The organism is Croceibacter atlanticus HTCC2559 (assembly GCF_000196315.1).
GTDB lineage: Bacteria > Bacteroidota > Bacteroidia > Flavobacteriales > Flavobacteriaceae > Croceibacter > Croceibacter atlanticus.
Genome location: NC_014230.1, coordinates 620,881 through 640,718 on the forward strand (window position 1 = coordinate 620,881; position 19,838 = coordinate 640,718).

The 19,838-nt window shown below is 34.1% G+C and carries 16 protein-coding genes; 5 read left to right on the forward strand and 11 right to left on the reverse strand.

Annotated elements, in window-relative coordinates; translation table 11 throughout:
• Positions 1-73: 73 nt before the first annotated feature.
• Positions 74-2,980, forward strand: a complete 2,907-nt coding sequence (locus tag CA2559_RS02650) for a carboxypeptidase-like regulatory domain-containing protein (protein WP_174258540.1) — start codon at positions 74-76, stop codon at positions 2,978-2,980.
• A 34-nt stretch (positions 2,981-3,014) separates the two neighbouring features.
• On the forward strand, positions 3,015-4,442 hold the full coding sequence (locus tag CA2559_RS02655; RefSeq protein ID WP_148232768.1) for a DUF5689 domain-containing protein: 1,428 nt from the start codon (positions 3,015-3,017) through the stop codon (positions 4,440-4,442).
• 46 nt (positions 4,443-4,488) lie between these two features.
• Here CA2559_RS02655 and CA2559_RS02660 read toward each other — a convergent pair whose 3' ends face one another.
• From CA2559_RS02660 to mutY, 6 genes are all read right to left on the reverse strand, one after another.
• Positions 4,489-5,373 carry a DMT family transporter gene (locus tag CA2559_RS02660; protein ID WP_013186296.1) on the reverse strand — a complete coding sequence of 295 codons (885 nt, stop codon included), beginning with the start codon at positions 5,371-5,373 and terminating at the stop codon, positions 4,489-4,491.
• 70 nt (positions 5,374-5,443) lie between these two features.
• Positions 5,444-5,599: a YqaE/Pmp3 family membrane protein gene (locus tag CA2559_RS02665; protein WP_013186297.1), complete on the reverse strand. Its 156-nt coding sequence runs from the start codon at positions 5,597-5,599 to the stop codon at positions 5,444-5,446.
• Between the two features lie 86 nt (positions 5,600-5,685).
• The gene (gldD, locus tag CA2559_RS02670; RefSeq protein ID WP_041240869.1) at positions 5,686-6,246 is read right to left on the reverse strand and encodes a gliding motility lipoprotein GldD; all 561 of its coding nucleotides are present in this window, start codon (positions 6,244-6,246) and stop codon (positions 5,686-5,688) included.
• Positions 6,243-7,577, reverse strand: a complete 1,335-nt coding sequence (locus tag CA2559_RS02675) for a gliding motility-associated protein GldE (protein ID WP_041240870.1) — start codon at positions 7,575-7,577, stop codon at positions 6,243-6,245. Before CA2559_RS02675 ends, gldD begins: the two co-directional genes overlap by 4 nt.
• Before the next feature lie 26 nt (positions 7,578-7,603).
• Positions 7,604-8,089, reverse strand: coding sequence for a single-stranded DNA-binding protein (locus CA2559_RS02680; RefSeq protein ID WP_013186300.1), 486 nt, complete (start codon positions 8,087-8,089; stop codon positions 7,604-7,606).
• Positions 8,090-8,161: 72 nt separating this feature from the next.
• Positions 8,162-9,217 (reverse strand): A/G-specific adenine glycosylase, encoded by a 1,056-nt coding sequence (mutY, locus tag CA2559_RS02685; RefSeq protein ID WP_013186301.1) that lies wholly within the window; start codon positions 9,215-9,217, stop codon positions 8,162-8,164.
• A gap of 109 nt (positions 9,218-9,326) precedes the next feature.
• Between mutY and CA2559_RS02690 the strand changes: the two genes are divergently transcribed.
• The 3 genes from CA2559_RS02690 (at position 9,327) to CA2559_RS02700 (ending at position 12,075) form a co-directional block, all read left to right on the forward strand.
• Entirely contained in the window at positions 9,327-9,635 is a 309-nt protein-coding gene (locus CA2559_RS02690; protein WP_262485278.1) for an HU family DNA-binding protein, read from the forward strand.
• Between the two features lie 307 nt (positions 9,636-9,942).
• Positions 9,943-11,493 carry an Rne/Rng family ribonuclease gene (locus tag CA2559_RS02695; RefSeq protein WP_013186303.1) on the forward strand — a complete coding sequence of 517 codons (1,551 nt, stop codon included), beginning with the start codon at positions 9,943-9,945 and terminating at the stop codon, positions 11,491-11,493.
• A 102-nt stretch (positions 11,494-11,595) separates the two neighbouring features.
• Entirely contained in the window at positions 11,596-12,075 is a 480-nt protein-coding gene (locus tag CA2559_RS02700) for a regulatory protein RecX (protein ID WP_013186304.1), read from the forward strand.
• On the opposite strand, the gene CA2559_RS02705 is transcribed toward CA2559_RS02700, so the two are convergent.
• From CA2559_RS02705 to CA2559_RS02725, 5 genes are all read right to left on the reverse strand, one after another.
• Positions 12,072-12,956, reverse strand: coding sequence for a cupin-like domain-containing protein (locus CA2559_RS02705; protein WP_013186305.1), 885 nt, complete (start codon positions 12,954-12,956; stop codon positions 12,072-12,074). The two genes, CA2559_RS02700 and CA2559_RS02705, sit on opposite strands and share 4 nt — an antisense overlap.
• A 111-nt stretch (positions 12,957-13,067) precedes the next feature.
• A complete protein-coding gene (gene bioB / locus CA2559_RS02710; protein WP_013186306.1) occupies positions 13,068-14,156 on the reverse strand; it encodes a biotin synthase BioB in 1,089 nt (362 codons plus the stop codon).
• 128 nt (positions 14,157-14,284) lie between these two features.
• Positions 14,285-16,348: a M16 family metallopeptidase gene (locus CA2559_RS02715; protein WP_013186307.1), complete on the reverse strand. Its 2,064-nt coding sequence runs from the start codon at positions 16,346-16,348 to the stop codon at positions 14,285-14,287.
• 20 nt (positions 16,349-16,368) lie between these two features.
• Complete coding sequence (locus tag CA2559_RS02720) at positions 16,369-17,691, reverse strand: M16 family metallopeptidase (protein WP_013186308.1); 1,323 nt, start codon at positions 17,689-17,691, stop codon at positions 16,369-16,371.
• A gap of 124 nt (positions 17,692-17,815) precedes the next feature.
• Positions 17,816-19,732, reverse strand: coding sequence for a M16 family metallopeptidase (locus CA2559_RS02725; protein ID WP_013186309.1), 1,917 nt, complete (start codon positions 19,730-19,732; stop codon positions 17,816-17,818).
• Positions 19,733-19,838: the final 106 nt, after the last annotated feature.

Genomic DNA, 19,838 nt, shown 5'->3' on the forward strand with positions numbered 1-19,838 from the left:
AGTAAGAATTAAGCAAGAATAATGTACATTTGCCGTCCCTTAATAATAATTTCTTAATCTAAAACATGTATTAATGAGGCACTTACTACGTAAAACCCACATTGTATTTGTATTTATGTTTACACTTAGCCTTACGGCGTTTGCTCAGCAAACTGTTGTACAAGGTAAAGCTGTAGATGGCGTTACAAATGAAAATGTACCAGATGTTACAGTTACAATTGAAAACTCTAACATCGAAACTCAAACTGATGGTTTAGGAGAATTTTCTTTTGATGCTAGCCGAGTAATTGGAGAACAAGTCATTGTTCTTTACAAGCAAGGTTACACAACAAAGCGTTTTCCTATTACTATTAATGAAGGCGAAACCCTTAATTTAGATGTCCTTTCTATGGATATTGATATTAATGAGGAACAACTTCAAATCGGAACCATTTCATTATCTGACAACGAGCTTGATCAAGATAACGAAAACACTGCATTTAACATCTCTGGATTATTACAAGCCTCTAGAGACATATTTTTAAATGCTGCTGCTTATGATTTTAGTGCAACATTTTTTAGACCTCGTGGTTTAGATAACCAGTTTGGTGAAGTTCTTATTAATGGTCTTAATATGAACAAGCAATTTAGCGGTCGTCCACAATGGGGAAATTGGGGTGGCTTAAATGATGTTCAACGTAACCAGGAATTCTCAATGGGCTTATCTGCTAACGAGTATTCTTTTGGTGGTCCTGCAGGAACTACAAATATTATAATGAGAGCTTCTAAGTATCGTGAAGGTGGTCGTGTATCTTATGCAACTGCTAACCGTAGTTATACGGGTCGTGTTATGGGTAGCTATAGCTCTGGTTTACAATCTAACGGTTGGGCTTATACTGTTTTAGCATCTAGACGTTTTGGTGATGAAGGTTACATAGACGGTACTTTTTATGACGCTAACTCTGTGTTCTTAGCTGTTGAAAAGAAAATAAATGACAATCATAGCTTAAACCTTGCTGCTTGGTATACACCAAACAGAAGAGGTCGTTCTACAGCTATTACAGAAGAAGTACACAACCTTAAAGGTCGTGAGTACAACCCACTTTGGGGTTACCAAGACGGTGAAATAAGAAACACAAGAGTAAGAAACATACAAGAGCCTATTATAATGCTTAACCATTATTGGGATCTTTCTGAAAATACAACCCTTAACACAAACGTAAGCTACCAGTTTGGTGAAATAGCAAACTCACGTGTAGAAAATGGAGGTACTACTTTAGTAACAACACCAGACGGGCAATCTACTTACCTTGGTGGTGCAAGAAACCCAGATCCTTCTTACTACCAAAACTTACCAAGTTACCAATTAAGGTTTCCAAATCCATCACCAGCAGATTTCCAAAATGCTTATTTAGCACAACAGGAATTTATTAACGATGGTCAATTTGATTTCAATGCATTATATGAAGCTAACAGGTTATCTGCTGCAACTGGCGGTAATTCAATTTATGCAATACAAGAAGATGTAATTGATGATACACAAATACAGGCTAACACAATCTTAAGTTCTACACTTACAGACAACATTACTTTAAATGCAGGTCTTAACTACAGAAACTTAAACAGTGCTAACTACGCAAGAATATCAGACCTTTTAGGAGGCACAGGATATTTAGATATAGATAACTTTACAGAGATTACAGCAAACGAGAATACAAACTCAACAGATGCTGCTCAGAGTGATTTAAACAACCCTAACCGAATTGTTGGTGAAGGAGATCGTTACAAGTACAATTACGAGATAGATGCTAATGTTGTTGGTGGTTTTGCACAAGCACAATTTAAATACAACAAAGTAGACTTTTTCGTATCTACTAAATTATCTCAGACATCTTACCAGAGAAATGGTTTATACCGTAACGGTAACTTTGCAGACACCTCTTTTGGTGAAAGTGAAAAGCTAGATTTTTCTAACTACGGTGCAAAAGCTGGTTTAACCTATAAAATTACAGGTCGTCATTTAATTGATGCTAATGGTGGTTATATTACAAATGCACCTACAATTAGAAGCGCATTTAGTAATGCAAGACAAAACAATAATACTGTTACAGGATTAGAGTCTGAAAAAATTACTTCTGCAGACCTTAGCTACATTTATAGAAGCCCAATGATTAAAGCTAGGTTAACTGGTTTTTACACTGGTTTTGAAGACGGTACAGATATTGCATTTTACTTTACAGAAGATGTAAACAACGGTGAAGGTGCATTTGTTCAAGAAGTTTTAACAAACATAGAGCGTCGTAATATAGGTGCAGAACTTGGTATTGAAGCACAAGTAACTCCAACTATTAAATTAAAAGCTGCAGCATCTTTTGGACAGTATACATTTAACAACAACCCAGATGTGTATTATACAAGTGACGACTTTAACAGAGTAAATACAGATGATGATCCATCTAATGACAACCCTAACATTAACAGTGTAGGCGAGTTAAGATTTGGAGATGGTACTGCTAAACTAAAAGATTACCACGTTGCTAGTGGTCCAGAACAAGCGTACCAAATAGGTTTTGAATACCGTGATCCTAACTTCTGGTGGTTTGGTGTTACAACCAACTATTTTGATAATGCGTATATAGATGTAAGTACTATTACGAGATCTGATGCATTTACAACAGATATAGATGGACAACCATTTAATGATTATGATCCTACAGAAGCAAGAGCTTTATTACAGCAAGAAGACTTTGGAGATTATATCTTAGTTAATGCAGTAGGTGGTAAATCTTGGAAAATAGACGACTACTTTGTAGGCTTCTTTATTACTATAAATAACATTTTTGACGAAGAGTATAAAACTGGAGGTTTTGAGCAATCTAGAACATCTAACTTCAGAAGTTTACAAGAAGATGTTAATAGAGAAAACGGTCGTGTGTTTGGACCACGTTATTTCTACGGAAACGGCACAACTTACTATGCTAACGTCTACGTAAGATTTTAATAATAAACTTTAGAACAACACTATAAATACAATAATGATGAAAACGAATTTTAAATTATTAGCAACATTTCTACTAAGTATAGTAGTTCTTGCATCTTGCGTTCAAGATGACGATTTTGATATTCCTAATACAGCACCACAAGAAGTAAACCTTGATGGTCAAGTAATAGGTATTGGTGCTGTACAAGCAGATTTTGTACAAGCTCAAGACTTTTTCTACAATGAGGATACATTTAATTTCTTCACTTATGATGATGAAAGTGATGATACAGCAACTTATATGGAAGGTTATGTAATCTCTTCTGATGAAGGTGGTAACTTCTTCGAAGAAATAATTCTTCAAGATAAAGCTGAAAATCCAACAGTTGGTATTAAATTATTAATTGATGTAAACCCATTATTTACATCTTATGAGTTTGGTAGAAAAGTGTTTATAAGATTAGATGGTCTTAGTGTTGGTTTAGATAGTGGTGTACTTACATTAGGTGTTCAAGATGGTGACCGTATTGGTAAAATTGCGCCTTCTTTACAAAGCCAAGTTATTGTACGTTCTACAGAAACTGCAGAAATTGTTCCTCTAGTAAAAACAATTAGCGAAATTAAAGCAGACGTAGATGAAGATGACGCATATGCAAACCAATATTTAAACCTTTATTTAAGTGTACCAAGCGTACAGTTTACTCAAGATGATGTAAATAATGGTATTACTTACGCTGGTGAGACTTCAGATGAGTTTGATGGTGAGCGTATTTTGCAGGAATGTAATGAAGCTGGAACAGATGTTACTAACTCTATTATTTTTAGCACAAGTACATTTGCAGACTTTAAAGGCTTAACACTTCCTTCTGGATCTGGATCTATAGATGGTATTTTATCATTAAACTTCTTTGGGGAAGACTACATAATTAATGTAAACTCTCCAGAAACTGTAAACTTAACAGGTGAGCGTTGCGATCCTCCAACACCATTCTTTACTCAAAACTTTGAAGGTGCTTCTATCGAAGATCTTGTTGCTAATGAAGGTTGGACAAACCAAAATGTTAGCGGTGGTTCTGTAGATTGGTTCTCTTCTTCTTTTAACGATAACACATATGCTCGTATTTCTGCTTTTAACAGCGGTCAAGCAGAAGCAGATGTATATTTAGTAACACCAGCTATTAACTTAGATGCAACAGAAAATGAAACTTTACGTTTCGATTTAGAAATTGCGTTTGATAATGGTAACATTCTTTCTGTTCTTATCTCTACAGATTTCACTGGAGATGCTTCAACAGCAACTTGGACAGATTTAAATGCTAACATTCCTGACGGACCAGGATCTGGATTTGGAGGCTTCCAATCTATTCCTGCTGTAGATCTTTCAGGTTATGATGGTGATGTTTATATTGCTTTCTTCTATGAAGGTACAGACTCAGAAACTACAAGATATCACGTAGACAACATTAGTGTTGCAGGTGAGTAATTCTTAATAGTATATTATTAAAAAGCCCGCAAATTGCGGGCTTTTTTTATACTTTCTTTTTTCCAGAGTTTACTAGAAATACGCCAAATAATATAATTCCCATTCCTACAAACTGCCAAAAACCAAAATCTTCATTATCAAGTACACCCCAAAATAAAGCAACAATAGGTATAAGGTAAGTTACAGATGTAGCAAAAATGGCACTGCTCATTTGCACCAATTTATTAAATAAAACTTTAGCCATACACGTACCAATAATGGCCAGTAAGACTACATAACCTAGTGCATTGTATAGTTTCGGATTTGATGTAACTTCAGAAAAAGGAAAATCTGAGAACATTAGTACTATAAAAGCAGGAATCATAATCCCTATAAAATTACCAACAGTAATTCCTATAGGATGTATATTTTGCATATACTGTTTAATAAGGTTTACATTTATTGAATAGCAAACCGAAGCCACTAATACAAACCCAACAAACCAATAATTTTGATGAGGGTTAACATTTGCACCACTAAATATTAGGACTAAGCAACCTAATAAGCCTATAAATACACCTATTGCTTGTCGCTTAACAAAAGCTACACCAAATACTAGAACGCCTAATATAAGCGCTAATAGTGGTGTTGTAGAGTTTAAAATAGAAGCAACTGCACTATCTATCTCTGTTTCGGCAAATGCAATTAAAAAAGCCGGTATTAGCGTCCCTAAAAAGCCAGAAAGTATCACCCACTTCCACTCACTTTTCTTAATTGATTTTAAATGTTTAAAACCTATAGCAATAAGCACCATGCCTGCAATTAAAATACGAGTTGCCCCTAATTGCAATGGTGTTAAGCCTAACAATCCTTTTTTTATAAGAATAAAAGAACTGCCCCAAACTAATGAGAGTATTATAAGGTAAACCCATTTAATACGATCTTGATGCATAACCTATATTTAAGTTTGCAAAAGTCGGAATTTAAAAAGGGTTACTATACGATTAATGGGTAATCTGTATTTATTTTGAGTTTACGTAAAATGCGTGAATTACTCCTGGTAACCAACCTAAAGCAGTTAATAGTAAGTTAATTAGAAAATCGACACCTAGGCCTTTTTTTAAAGCTACTGCTAATGGTGGTAATAAAATACTTAAAATGATGGTTAGTAAAGACATAATAATTTGTTTTAACCTAAAGATACATAGGTTTATAAAGCCTTTACGCTAAAGAATTATTAATTGTGAAACTGTTAACTAAAGACCTAGTCTTGCCACTCCACAGTTTCCATAAGTTGCTTAATATCATTTTTAAGATATGCAGCAGCAGGATAAATTGAATCGAAATTAGGTGTTGCCCTAAAGTAAATAGCGCCAGTTAAAAAATGATTAATGCTATCTGTAACATAAAATTGCGCTTGGCTAGCAGCATTACCTTCTACCTCATAAAACATACCGTAGGTATTATGAGATGGATTAAGGTACTGGTCTCCTTCAATCACATCTGCTTTTTTGGTATGCTGCAATGGTAGCTTTTGGCCATCACGTAATAAAGTGTCAAGATTACCATTTACTTCTTGATAAGTTATAAATAATGTGCCATTAAGTTCTGGATATTCTATATCTACCCAACAAGGATTATTTACGCGAGATGGCTTAACCTTGGCCATTGTGTTTATTTCGAAAGTATAAGCGCAACCAACATCTACTTTTTTATATTCTGCTTTAGAATACTCTAAAGCCAAAAACGCTTTAGGTTTAGGTTGCATTTCTTCTTGGCAGGACCAAAAACATAATAATGATATGATGACGACTAAATACCTCACTCTGGATGAATGCTAAATTTTATTTGTTTTAAACGTTTGTTATCTATTGCTTCAATTGTAAACGTATAATTCTCGAAACTTAGTATTTCACCTTTTTGAGGAAAGCCTCCAGAAATCTCCAAAACAAAACCAGCAAGAGTTTCAGCTTCACCTTTAAAATCTTCAAAACCAGAATTGTTTTCTAGTTTAATGACTTTATAAAAATCTTTTAATGGAGTTTTTCCTTCAAAAATATAATTAAACTCATCTAGTTGACTAAATATGAGATTTTCATCATCAAACTCATCACTAATATCGCCTACTATTTCTTCAATAATATCTTCTAACGAGATTAAACCACTAGTACCACCATATTCATCTACCACAATTGCTAAGTGATTTTTTTTGTCTTTAAACTCATTTAGCAAATCATCTAGCTTCTTGTTTTCTGGAACAAAATAGGGTTCTCTTAAAAGTGTAGTCCAATCAAATACTTTTCTATGTAAATAAGGCAATAAATCTTTCACATAAAGTATACCTTGAACGTTATCTATACTTTCTTCAAAAACGGGAATACGACTATATCCTTTTTCAATAACCTCAGGAATAATTTCTTTGTAGCTCTGCTCTACATTTAGGGCAAAAATATCCATTCTCGGTTTCATGACTTGTTTGGTATCTGTATTACCAAAAGAGACAATGCCTTGTAGTATTTTTTGCTCTTCTTTCGTTGTATCTTCCTCACTTGTAAGCTCCAGTGCTTGTGATAGCTGATCTACACTTATGTTAGATTTTTGCTTCCCTAAGCGCCTATGTATTCCTAAAGTAATGCCACGCATTGGTAAGCTAATAGGTGAAAATACTTTATCTAAAACCCTTAACGGATAAGCCATTGCAAAAGCAAATTTTACATTGTTCCTATTTGCATAAACCTTAGGCAAAATCTCACCAAAAAGCAATATTAGGAAGGTGACGATTACAACTTCAATAATAAATCTAAAATCTATACTGTAACCAATTACTTGAGTCTCTAAATTTAAATTGCCTAGATAGTATTCTCCTAATGAAGCAAATAATAACACAATAGCAATATTTATAAAGTTATTAGCTACTAAAATTGTTGCTAAAAGCTTCTTGGGTCTATCTAATAAATTTATTACAATTTGTTCTTTGGCAGAGCGTTTAGTTTCGTCTGGCTCAAAATCTGTTGGTGCTAATGAAAATAAAGCTACTTCAGAACCAGATATTAATGCAGAACATAAAAGTAGCACCATTAGCACTATAATGCTAAAAATCTGTGAAAAGTCGAAAGAGACTAATAATAACGGTAAACTCGAGGGATCAGGATCCAAATACTTAGAAATTAGTTTAACTTAAATTAAAATGGCAAATCATCGTCTTCATCTACAGAAGAAGATTGGCTAACTTGAGGTTGACTTGCTTGCTGAGCTGGCTGTGATTGTTGCTGAGTGTTATTAGATTGGTTTTGACTTTGTGATGGTTGTTGTACTGGACCACCTTGTTGGTCTTTTGGTGTTAAGAACGTAAAGTCTGTACATTGTATTTCTGTAGAGTACCTATCCATTCCCTTATCATCTTGCCACTTTCTAGTCTTAATACGACCTTCAATATATACCTTATCTCCTTTTTTAAGGTATTTCTCACAAACCTCTGCGCCTTTATTTCTCACTACAATGTTATGCCACTCTGTATTAGAAACGCGCTCACCAGTAGTACGGTTGGTATACTCCTCATTGGTTGCTAAAGGGAAACGGCCAATGCTGCCGCCACCTTCAAAGTAGTGCATCTTAACTTCATCTCCTGTATGCCCTATTAGCATCACCTTATTCAACGTACCAGCCATAATTTAATTTTTTGTAAAAATACAAATATCTACTGATTTTAAGTAGATTGTTAACAAAGTGTTGTGTGTCACTTAAAATGAAAAATCTTCCAAAAATCGCGCTATTAAAACAGGAACGGGATAGTCTTTAAGTTGATGTGTAGGTATACCGTCGTTTAAAGTACTCACTCTTACAATCCAAAACTTAGTATACAAGTGCTGGTGTGAAAGTTTGTGTACTATTGAAGCATCATTAAATAGCGAAACATTATAATTTTCATTAATATCATTACTTATATCTGAAGCCTTAAAAAGAGACAAGAACTCCGTTTCAGAAATGTCTTTTTTAGTTTCGATACACGGAAACTCGTACAATCCTTGCCAAATGCCTTTGCCTACTCGTTGTTTTATTTGTGTGTTTTCATTGTCAGACAGTAAAACTATATAGTTTAAATATCGTTTTTTAATTGTTGTCTTTTTCAGTTTTACCGGTAAACTTAATACGTTATCATCTTGCAAAGCCTTACAACTATCACTAAAAGGACATGTATCACAAAACGGATTTTTAGGTTTGCAATGCCTAGCCCCAAACTCCATAATGGCTTGGTTAAATAACGCAGGTTGATTTTCATCCAGAAGCAACTCTGCCATAGCTTTAAATTCTTTTATACCTTTTGTTGAATTAATAGGAGTTTCTATACCAAAGTATCTTGAAAGCACTCTATAAACGTTACCATCTACAACAGCAACGGGTTCGTTATAACAAATACTAGCTATAGCACTAGCGGTATAATCTCCAACGCCTTTTAGTCTTAAAAGCCCCTTATAATCTTCAGGGAATTTACCATCTCTCTCATTTGCTACATATTTTGCTGTCTCATGTAAATTTCTTGCGCGGGAATAATAGCCTAGGCCTTGCCAATTTTTCAATACCTCTTCTTGAGAAGCTTTAGCCAAATGAAAAACTGTTGGATATGTCTCTGTAAACTTTAAATAATAAGGTAATCCTTGTGCAACTTGGGTTTGTTGGAGCATAATTTCACTCAACCAAATAAAATACGGATCGGTAGTATGCCGCCAAGGCAAGTCTCTTTTGTACTTTAAATACCAATTAATGAGTATTTTGGAAAAATTAAGGTCTTTTTGCATATCTTGGCAAGGTAAAAACTTTATTAGGTTATAATTAAGAGAATTAGGTTTGAAATAATGAGATATTAATGCTTATATTTGCACCCGCAAAAAAAATTATCAAACCCCAATATTAATACATATTATGACAAAAGCAGATATCGTAGCTAAGATTGCAGATCGCATTGGAATGGAAAAAAACGAAGTTCAAGCTACAGTTGAAACCTTTATGGAGGAAGTGAAGACATCTTTAGAAGGTGGTGAGAATGTTTATTTAAGAGGTTTCGGAAGCTTCATCATTAAAGAACGTGCTGAAAAAACTGGAAGAAACATTTCTAAGAATACAACTATTAAAATTCCTGCACATAACATCCCTGCTTTTAAGCCAGCTAAAGTATTTATGGAAGGCGTAAAAGAAAATGTTTCTGTAAAGAAATAAATTTAAAAAATTAATTAATCTTAAATAACACAGCGTATGCCAAGTGGTAAGAAAAGAAAAAGACATAAGGTAGCTACTCACAAACGTAAGAAACGTCGTAGAGCTAACCGCCACAAGAAAAAGTAGTCTTATACTACTTTTTCTTGTTTTTACGTTCATTGACATAGATTACAGTTTTACATAAAAAACTAGTAATTGTTAAGAAAGCTATTATACCTAATAGTTACTGTCCTGTGTGACATAAATATAAATAACACCACACAAGTATTGTGCATTTGCACAGTGTGCGTGTATAAATCTAACTAATATGAACAAAGAGTTAATTATTAGAACGAGTTCATCTGGAGTAGATTTTGCCTTATTAAAAGACGGACGATTAATAGAACTTCAACAAGACGAAGATGATAACAAGTTTGCTGTTGGTGATATTTTCACTGCAAAAATACGCAAAACTGTACCTGGCTTAAATGCCGCCTTTGTAAATGTTGGCTATGAAAAAGATGGTTTTTTACACTATCATGACCTTGGCCCACAAGTAGGTTCATTATTAAAATTCGTTAAACAAGTAACAACAGGAAAGCTTAAAGACTTCTCTTTAAAAAACTTTCCTTTGGAAAAAGATATAGATAAAAATGGCACCGTTAACGATGCGTTAAAATCTAATCAATCCATTTTAGTACAAGTTGTAAAAGAACCTATCTCAACTAAAGGCCCAAGAATTAGCAGCGAGCTCTCGCTTGCCGGACGCTATATTGTCTTGGTTCCTTTTTCAAATAGAATTTCTGTTTCTACCAAAATAGGAACTAAAGAAGAAAAAGAACGCCTTAAGAGACTTGTAAAAAGCATTAAGCCGAATAACTTCGGCGTTATAATTCGTACTGTTGCAGAAGGCAAAAAAGTAGCCGACATCCATACAGATCTTCAAAATTTGATGGATCGCTGGACGGCTATGTGCAAAAAAATGTATAGGCCAAACTATCCTACAAAAGTATTAGGCGAAATGAATAAAGCGTCATCCATCCTAAGAGATGTTTTTAATGACAGCTTTACGTCTATATGCGTAGATGATGAGACCTTACATACTCAGATAAAAGATTACGTTGGCGAAATAGCGCCAGAAAAAGAGTCTATCGTTAAGTATTACGATAGCAGCAAAGTGCCAATTTTTGAAAAATTTGGTATCGAGCGACAAATTAAAACGTCCTTTGGCAAAACAGTTTCTATGAGTAAAGGTGCTTACCTCATTATAGAACATACTGAAGCCATGCACGTTATCGACGTAAATAGTGGTAACAGAAGCAATAAGAGCAAAAGCCAAGAAGGCACAGCACTTGAGGTAAATATGATTAGCGCAACAGAGGTTGCAAGACAATTACGCCTTAGAGATATGGGAGGCATTATTGTTGTCGACTTTATTGATATGGGAAAAGCTGAAAACAGACGTAAGCTTTTTGACCATTTAAGAGATGAAATGAGTGACGACCGCGCAAAACATAAAATACTACCTCCAAGTAAATTTGGACTCATACAAATAACGCGACAGCGTACAAGACCAGAAACCAACATTAAAACACGCGAGGTAAACCCTAGCAACAACGGAGGCGAAGAAATTGAAGCTCCTATAATTATTGTTGAGAAAATTAAAACGGACTTGCAAAAAGCAATTAAAAAAGGGCATAAAAAAATGAGTATTACTGCTCATCCATTTATTGCCGCTTATTTAACTAGAGGATTTCCTTCTCCACGCGCCAATTGGTTTTTTGACCATAAGCGTTGGGTAAAAGTTTTACCAAGAGATGCTTACACATATCTTGAATATCACTTTCATGATAAAGATGGAAAACTCATGAAGTTATAAAATATTAAAACCCACATCAATTAATTTTGATGTGGGTTTTTTTATACCACACTTTCAATATCATACAATATTAAAAATGCATAATTTGTATCTTGCTTAAACATGAACTCTAAATCCCAAACATCTTACACCGTAAAAGAAGCAGAGCAAGCTTTAAAGCGCTATTGTGCATATAGAGAACGATGCCACAAAGAAGTTGAAGAAAAACTTAAAAAAATGAATATGATTCCTGATGCAAGAGATCATATTATTTATATACTACTACAAGAAAACTATCTTAATGAAGAGCGCTTTGCAAGAAGTTTTGCAAGAGGAAAGTTTAGAATAAAAAAATGGGGAAAGCGTCGAATAATCTCAGAGCTTAAATTTAGGCAAATATCTAAACGAAACATAGAATTTGCATTAACAGAAATTCCTACTGAGGAATATTACACAACATTTAACGAGCTCGCTTTTAAACGCCTAAAACAAATTAAAGAAACACAACCCCAAAAAATTAAAAAGAAGCTGGCAGACTACCTCCTATACCGAGGCTGGGAGTCTAGCTTAGTATTTGAAAAAGTAAATGAGATAGTTAATTAGTGCTTTGTACTTAAGTTATTACGCTTATGCGTTCGTCTTATAGCTTCTCTATTTTTATACTGTATCCAACGTTCTCCAGCTATTTTTCTCATAAGGTTATCAAAGTAACGCATAAACCCTAAGTTGTATACAGCTTTAGAAAGGTTAGTAACACTTTTAGGAAATGCTCTCAAGCTCATTGAGAATCCTGGTGTTAAATAATGCATATAATGCCAATAACCTTCTGGCATATACAATGTTTCACCATGATTTAATTCACAAACCAATCCTTCAGCCTGTTTTAAAGCTGGCCATTTTGTGAAGTCTGGCTTGCTAAAATCTATATCCTGTCTTGCAACTAACGCATTAGGAACTTTATAAAGATATTTAGTTTCGGACTGCGGAAATAAAATACAACGCTTTTTGCCTTGAAAATGGAAATGAAAAATGTTTGCATAATCTATATCGTAATGCATAAACACCTTAGAGTTTTCGCCTCCAAAAAATAAAAAAGGCACACTCTTAACCCATCTTAAACCCATATTAGGATATTTAAAATCCTTTTGCAAAACCGGAACTTGCTTCATTAAATTATAAAGGAAAATGCGGTAATTAGTTGGTTGCTTTTTAAGAAGCTTAATATAATCTTTCATCTTCATTTCTGCGTGAGGCTCATTAAATTTAAGCTTGCTGGAAATAGGCCTATCGTCATATAACGGCACCTTTAAATTTCCTGCAACAGAATCTATATATTCAAAATCCCATTTTTTAAAAGCGGGCCAATCTTCTATTAAACGCTCTATAACAACAGGTTTCTGTGGTTTTAAGTAATGTTCAATAAAATCTTCTTTTGAAATAGATTTTACTCTCGGTATGTCTTCTAAATGAAGGGTATTACTCATAATTTCTGCACATAAATAACGTGCGTCATTTTTAATGAACAAAATTAACGAAATAAAAGGTGCTTATTACACGGTTGTAAAAAACAGTTTTAATTAAGCTATAAGTAAACTTTATACTGCTTTAGCCTTACCTTTTGCCTCTTCGTTACGTTCAATTTTATGACCAGGACGAGACCATTTTGGCTTTTCTCCCAATGCTTGGTACTTTGAATCTTGAGACTCCACAGTTTCTGGCTGAGATTTCTTTACAAAAGGCTTTTGAGGATTAAGACCTAATGCTTTAAACATTTCCATGTCTTCATTAACATCTGGATTAGGCGTTGTTAATAGCTTATCTCCTGCAAATATAGAATTGGCACCTGCAAAGAAACACATTGCTTGTCCCTCTCTACTCATTTGTGTTCTTCCAGCAGATAAACGTACTTGCGTTTGTGGCATTACAATACGTGTCGTTGCCACCATACGCACCATATCCCAAATAGGTATTGGCTCTTGATCTTCCAATGGCGTACCATCTACAGCTACTAATGCATTTATAGGTACAGATTCTGGCTGTGGGTTTAACGTTGCTAAAGCTACCAACATTCCTGCACGGTCTTTAGTACTTTCACCCATTCCAATAATACCGCCACTACACACAGTAACATTTGTTTTTCTTACGTTATCTATTGTTTTTAAGCGGTCTTCAAAACCTCTAGTAGAAATTACTTCTTTGTAATATTCTTCAGAGGAATCTAAATTGTGGTTATAGGCATATAAACCAGCTTCTGCCAATCGGTGTGCCTGATTTTCGGTAAGCATTCCTAACGTACAGCAAACTTCCATTTCAAGTTTATTAATAGTACGAACCATTTCTAAAACTTGCTCAAACTCTTCGCCGTCTTTTACATTACGCCAAGCTGCTCCCATACATACTCTGGAAGAGCCACTTGCTTTTGCTCTTAATGCTTGTGCTTTTACTTGCTGCACACCCATAAGATCATTTCCTTCTATATCTGTATGATAGCGCGCTGCTTGAGGACAATAGCCACAGTCTTCTGGGCAACCACCTGTTTTAATTGAAAGTAATGTTGATACTTGTACCGTATTAGGGTCATGGAATTCTCTATGTACAGTTGCTGCTTCATACAGCAAATCCATAAAGGGTTTATTATAAATGTCAAGAATTTCTTCTATAGTCCAGTTGTGTTTAGTCGTCATAGTACTGTAATTGAAAACCCAAAAATAGTAAATAAGATACTCTTTTGTTTCAATTGTACTTTTTAATGACGCAACAAGGTTGGATTAAAAAGAAATTCTTGCATTTAACAGAATAAATCTATGTTGATTTATTCGAAATCTGAGTCTGCAAACTCTGGATTCACTACTATATTAGATACTTTAAAATCTATAGACTGTGGTCCGAAAGACTGTGAAATAGTCATAGGGAACATAATACCCTCTTTTTCTTGATAGTCTTTATAAAGTGTTGTTACAACCATTGTTTGAGCACCTTGTGATCTTGTTTGGGTAGATTTAACCTTTAGTCCTGATTTTACATCATAATAATCTTCAACATTTTCTGAAGGCATTACCACATAAGCATCACTACCGTCTACTGCTTCTATCCTAACTAACTTTGCTTCACCTAGATTAAGTTCTGGAAAAGGTAGTGCATCTGTTTTACCTTTTGCTATTTGCTCTTCGTCATAAGGTACCTTTTGACCTTGTGCCATAGCATAACCACTTGTTCCATTAAATGCTTGTTTGCTCATTACATTACCCATTACATAAAGTGATTGAGCCATTTTTCCTGCTTTAGACTTCTTAATCTCTAGCTCTAATGGCGTGCCTTGCATTGTAGCTCCAGCTGTCATAGATAATGTATTCACAGCTTCTACCTTAGCTTTTCCTCCAATAGCCTCTAAATAACTATTGTAAACAGTTTGAGCTGTTACACCTTCTGGTATTTCCTTATCATAAACAGGTTTATCTACCTTGTTTCCTTCCTTGTCAAAGTAAAAAACAGGTGTTTTCTTACCGTTAAGATTTAAGTTTTCTAAACCTTCTACAACATCTTTACCTTTTCCCGCTACAACAATTCTCATATTATCTACCATTACATATTTATTTGCAGCAGCTTGAACATCTTCCATAGTTACAGCATTAATATTCTTAAGGTAGTTTTTGTAAAAATCTTTTGGAAGATTGTAACGTTCTATGTTTAAAGCAAAATTTGCAATAGTTGCTGGGTTTTCTAATTGCAACACGAAATTTCCAGCATATTTATTCTTTGTATTGTTAAGGTCTTGTGCAGAAACTGGTTCTGTACGAATACGTCTTAATTCTTTAACCATCTCGACAATTGCAGAGTCTGTCACCTCATTTCTAACACTTGTTGATGCTACAAATCGAGATGCGTAAGGATCTGCCCCAATGCTAGATCGCGCTCCATACGTATAACCATTAGCCTCACGTAAGTTCATATTTAAATAACTTCCGAAGCTACCACCTAAGATTTGATTAGCCACCAAAGCGCTAAAATAATCTTCATCATTCATTTGTAAATCTATAGTGTTTTCTAATCTCAATTCACTTTGAACTGCATTAGGCATGTCTATAAAGTTTACCTGTGTGTATTGTGCGTTTACTGGCTTTACAGTGGTTTTAGAAAGCGCTTCAGATTTTTTCCAATCTCCAAAGGCATCTTTAACCAATTTTTTAGCATCTCTAAATTCAATATCACCAACAATTACTAAATATGCCTTAGATGGTACAAAGTAGCGATCGTAGTAAGACTTTACATCTTGAAACGTAATGTTATTAATTGTTTCTTCTGTAGCAAACTCACCATAAGGGTGTTTTTCGCCATATGCTAAGTAAGAACTAACTCTACTTGCTACTGCACCAACAGACTTTTCGTTACTCTTAATACCTTCAATTAACTTTGTTTTTTCTGCTTCAAAATCTGTTTCAGTAATTAGAGGATTTAAGGCTCCATCTGCCATAAGTTCTAATACTCTAGGAAAATATTTTGATAATGAGCTAGCAAAAGCACTTTCTGCTCCTATAGATACATTTGCTCCTAAAAAATCTACTTCTTCAAGATATGCTTCTTTAGCAATAGTTTTAGTACCATTTCCTAATACTGCGCCAGTAAGGCTACCTAGTCCTGCCTTTTCATTTTCTGAATGCGGATCATTATCTAGAATTAAACTTGCTGTTACTCTTGGAAGTTTATTGTTCTCTACCACCAATACTCTAAGTCCATTTTTTAAAGTAAAGCTATCTGGCTGTCCCAAATTAATGGTTGGTGCTGGTCCTGGTTGTGGTTGTTTGCTTCTGTCGATTTGTGCTGTGACACCTAAAGTGACAAAGCAAATCATAAGCATGGAAACTAATTTAGTTTTCATAAAGTTTATATTTTTTAATATTATTTAGACTCTGGTGTTGGTAAGTAATCCAACTCCAAACGCTGATTTTTATTTAAATATTTATTAGCTGCTTCTTTAATCTCTTCTCGAGTTATAGAACGGTAAATTTCTATCTCCTTATTTATAAGATTAATATCTTCATAAAGCATATAGTATCTTGCTAATGAGTTAGCCACACCTTGAATGCTAGAGTTTGAACTTACAAAGTTATTCTCAAACTTATTTTGAAGTTTTTGATATTCTCTTTCTGAAATTAATTCATTTTTAAGCTTATTAATTTCCTCGTCCATAGCTGTTGCAAGAGTAGATAGCTCTGTATCTCCTAATGGCAGTGCGCCCATAATATATGTACCGTAATCTTCCTGAGGTCTTGTGAAAGCTAACACCTGTAAAGCTGATTTATCTTGATCTACCATTTTCTTATACATACGAGAACTCTTTCCGTCTGTAAGAATTGAAGAAATCATCTCTAAGATATAAGCATCTCTTTCTTTCATAGATGGTGTTCTGTACACATATAATTTTGCAGGAATTTGAATGTTATCATCATATTCAGTTGCTGTAATAGTTTCTGAAATTGGAGTTTCCTTTATATCTACCCTAGCAACCTCTTCTCCAGAAGGAATTGCTCCAAAATAGTTTTTCACCATAGCTTTAGTTTTAGCTACGTCTATATCTCCTGCAACAACTAATACAGCATTGTTAGGCGCGTAATATTTTTTAAAGAAGTCTTTAAACTCTTGAAGTTCTGCTGCATCTAAATCTTCCATGCTACCTATTACAGAATTAGCATACGGATGTTTATCAAACACATATTTATTAATACCCGTTGCATAAATAATCTTACCATAAGGCGCATTATCTATACGTGAACGCTTTTCTTCTTTTACAACTTCATTTTGAGTCTCTACCCCAATTTCATTAATTACTGGGTGTAACATACGTTCAGATTCCATCCAAAGCCCTAACTCTAAACTATTGCTAGGAAAAGTTTCATAGTAATATGTTCTGTCTTGAGTTGTGTTGGCATTATTGCTACCGCCATTTGCAGCTACAATATTAAACCACTCACCACGTGCAATATTTTCTGTGCCCTCAAAAAGTAAATGCTCAAAAAAGTGTGCAAATCCAGTTCTTCCTGGAGCTTCATCTTTTGCACCTACGTGATACATTACGCCAGTGGTTACTACTGGTGCACTATTATCTTGATGCAGGATAACGTGTAAGCCGTTATCAAGATCAAATTCTGTGAATTCAACCTGTTGTGCCTGGGCAGTAAATACTGCTAAAAATGCACAACCCCAAAAGGTTAGTAATTTCATATTTTGTTTAGTTTAATTAATTAATATGGTTTACAGTTATATATGTAGCCTAATAGTACTACATGTTACATTTTAAATAGAAAAAATATTGAGTGGCCTTAAATTGGTCTAGCCGAATTAAATGTTACTCGAATTCTGAAGGCTTAAAAGTGGGGTTTACTTTAATTTCTGTTACTTCAAAAAAGAGTGTTGCATCTCCAATTTTTTGAGAAATTTCTGAAGGGTATAAAATACCCTCAACATTGCTATAGTTTCGGTAACTCGTAATAATTTTTTCGCCAGAATCTTTATCGAAAACTACACTTTGAGTTTTTAAACCTGTTTTAAAATCATAATATTCTTCAGACACATCACTAAACGCTACTACTAGCACATCTCTCTCATTTAGAGTTTCAATTCTCAGTAGCATAGAGTATTCTGGCAGCAACTCCAAAAAAGGATGAGATTTATATCTTAAAGCGTTTAATTCTGAACTTCCTATAGATTTTTTTTGACCGCCAGACCAAATGTAACTGCTGTCTTCTGTAATTACCAACTTACTCAATGTATTACCTCCAACTAAGACTTGAGACATGTAATTATTATCTACGCTCTTTTTTATTTCTAAATTTAATCGCGTTTCATTGATAACGGCTTTCGCCTTTATGGTAAGGCTATTTATTTTTATAACCTTTTCTATACCTCCAATTGCATTTAAATAATTTTCAAAAACAGTTTCTATTGTTACACCTTCGGGAAGTTTTCTTTCAAATTTTATATCTTCTACACGCTCTGCTCTTGTATTGTAAAATTTTACAGGGACAGTTTTTCCTTTCAGCTTAATCTCTTTAAGACGTTCGTAAAACTTATAACCATCTGCCATAATAACTATACGCATTTGGTTTACTTTAAAATGAAGTACAGATGCCAACCTTACTTTATTTGCATCCACCTCACTAAAATCAACATTTGGATAAGCCTCTTTGAGCTCAGATATTATTTTTTTTAATCTAGAGTCATCAATCTGTTGAGTTCTTATAGTTTTAATGATATCTAAAACATCCATGATAACTTCTGGCGTTTGTTTAGAAGCTGTACTAACATTTACTATGGCTCTAGATGCTAATGGCAATATTTCTAAGAAGGCTTGTGTTTCATATGATTCATTACTTAATAACGTGTTAAGTAATTTTAAAGCTACTAAGCTTTCAGGATAATCAACGCTTTCTTTACTTAAATCTGTGGTATTTAAAAATTGAATCCTACTATACTCTATACTATCGTTCTGTATAAAATTAAGCTGAGTATATTGTGGGTTTACGGTTTCTGCTACGGTTGAGTTTAAAGAATTAGACGCGGTCCAATTTGAAAAAGTGTTTAAAAGCAAGTTTTTAAGAAAGTTGATAGATAAATCACCTTTAATATGAAGTGATGCATTTTTAGGAACAGCAAAACGTTGGTAGTGTATTATTACATCTTGTAGTGTAATTGCATTTAATGATTTTATTGTTGAAAGCTCTCCATAAGGATGCTCTGGACCATAGGAAAGTGTTTTCCCTACACGGTTAACAATATCTAAAGGATTATCTGTTGTGTTAGAAATGCTCGAAATTAACTGGGATTTTTCAGCTTGTAATTGATTTTCTGAAAATTTTGGAGAAACTAAAACATTTGCAAACCACTCAAAATGATCTGTGAACTTAGATGTCAAACTTGTAAAATTTGACTTGTTGATGCCTAAATTTACTTCCACAAGCCCTTCTTTTGTTTCTGCAGAGTAATTATCACCCTTGGCATTTAAAAGATTATCTGTTACAGCATCTATTCCTGCGATTTGAAAATCTGAATGGGGTAAATTATTAATAGACAATTCTACTGAAATTACTTTAGAAGTATTTTTTGAGAGTATAACAGTTAATCCATTCCTTAATACGAAAGTAGAATCATTTATTGTTTTAAAAGACTCGCCTAAATTTTGATCTACAGGCTCTTCTGCCGGCACCTGAGAAAAGACAGGTACGTTTAAAAAAAATGCCAGCAAGAAAACAAGAAAGCGTTTCATTATAAAGAAAAGTTCAAAAGATAATCACTTATACAATACTTAAGGTTGTCAAAATTAACAGCCCATTAAGTGAAAATAACAGAGTTTTTTCTGAAATTTACGTAAA

Coding starts and splice junctions, on each gene's coding strand:
- CA2559_RS02650 (WP_174258540.1), top strand. CDS start 74: ATGAGGCACTTACTACGTAAAACCCACATTGTATTTGTATTTATGTTT.
- CA2559_RS02655 (WP_148232768.1), top strand. CDS start 3,015: ATGATGAAAACGAATTTTAAATTATTAGCAACATTTCTACTAAGTATA.
- CA2559_RS02660 (WP_013186296.1), bottom strand. CDS start 5,373: ATGCATCAAGATCGTATTAAATGGGTTTACCTTATAATACTCTCATTA.
- CA2559_RS02665 (WP_013186297.1), bottom strand. CDS start 5,599: ATGTCTTTACTAACCATCATTTTAAGTATTTTATTACCACCATTAGCA.
- CA2559_RS02680 (WP_013186300.1), bottom strand. CDS start 8,089: ATGGCTGGTACGTTGAATAAGGTGATGCTAATAGGGCATACAGGAGAT.
- mutY (WP_013186301.1), bottom strand. CDS start 9,217: ATGCAAAAAGACCTTAATTTTTCCAAAATACTCATTAATTGGTATTTA.
- CA2559_RS02695 (WP_013186303.1), top strand. CDS start 9,943: ATGAACAAAGAGTTAATTATTAGAACGAGTTCATCTGGAGTAGATTTT.
- CA2559_RS02700 (WP_013186304.1), top strand. CDS start 11,596: ATGAACTCTAAATCCCAAACATCTTACACCGTAAAAGAAGCAGAGCAA.
- CA2559_RS02705 (WP_013186305.1), bottom strand. CDS start 12,956: ATGAGTAATACCCTTCATTTAGAAGACATACCGAGAGTAAAATCTATT.
- bioB (WP_013186306.1), bottom strand. CDS start 14,156: ATGACGACTAAACACAACTGGACTATAGAAGAAATTCTTGACATTTAT.
- CA2559_RS02715 (WP_013186307.1), bottom strand. CDS start 16,348: ATGAAAACTAAATTAGTTTCCATGCTTATGATTTGCTTTGTCACTTTA.
- CA2559_RS02720 (WP_013186308.1), bottom strand. CDS start 17,691: ATGAAATTACTAACCTTTTGGGGTTGTGCATTTTTAGCAGTATTTACT.
- CA2559_RS02725 (WP_013186309.1), bottom strand. CDS start 19,732: ATGAAACGCTTTCTTGTTTTCTTGCTGGCATTTTTTTTAAACGTACCT.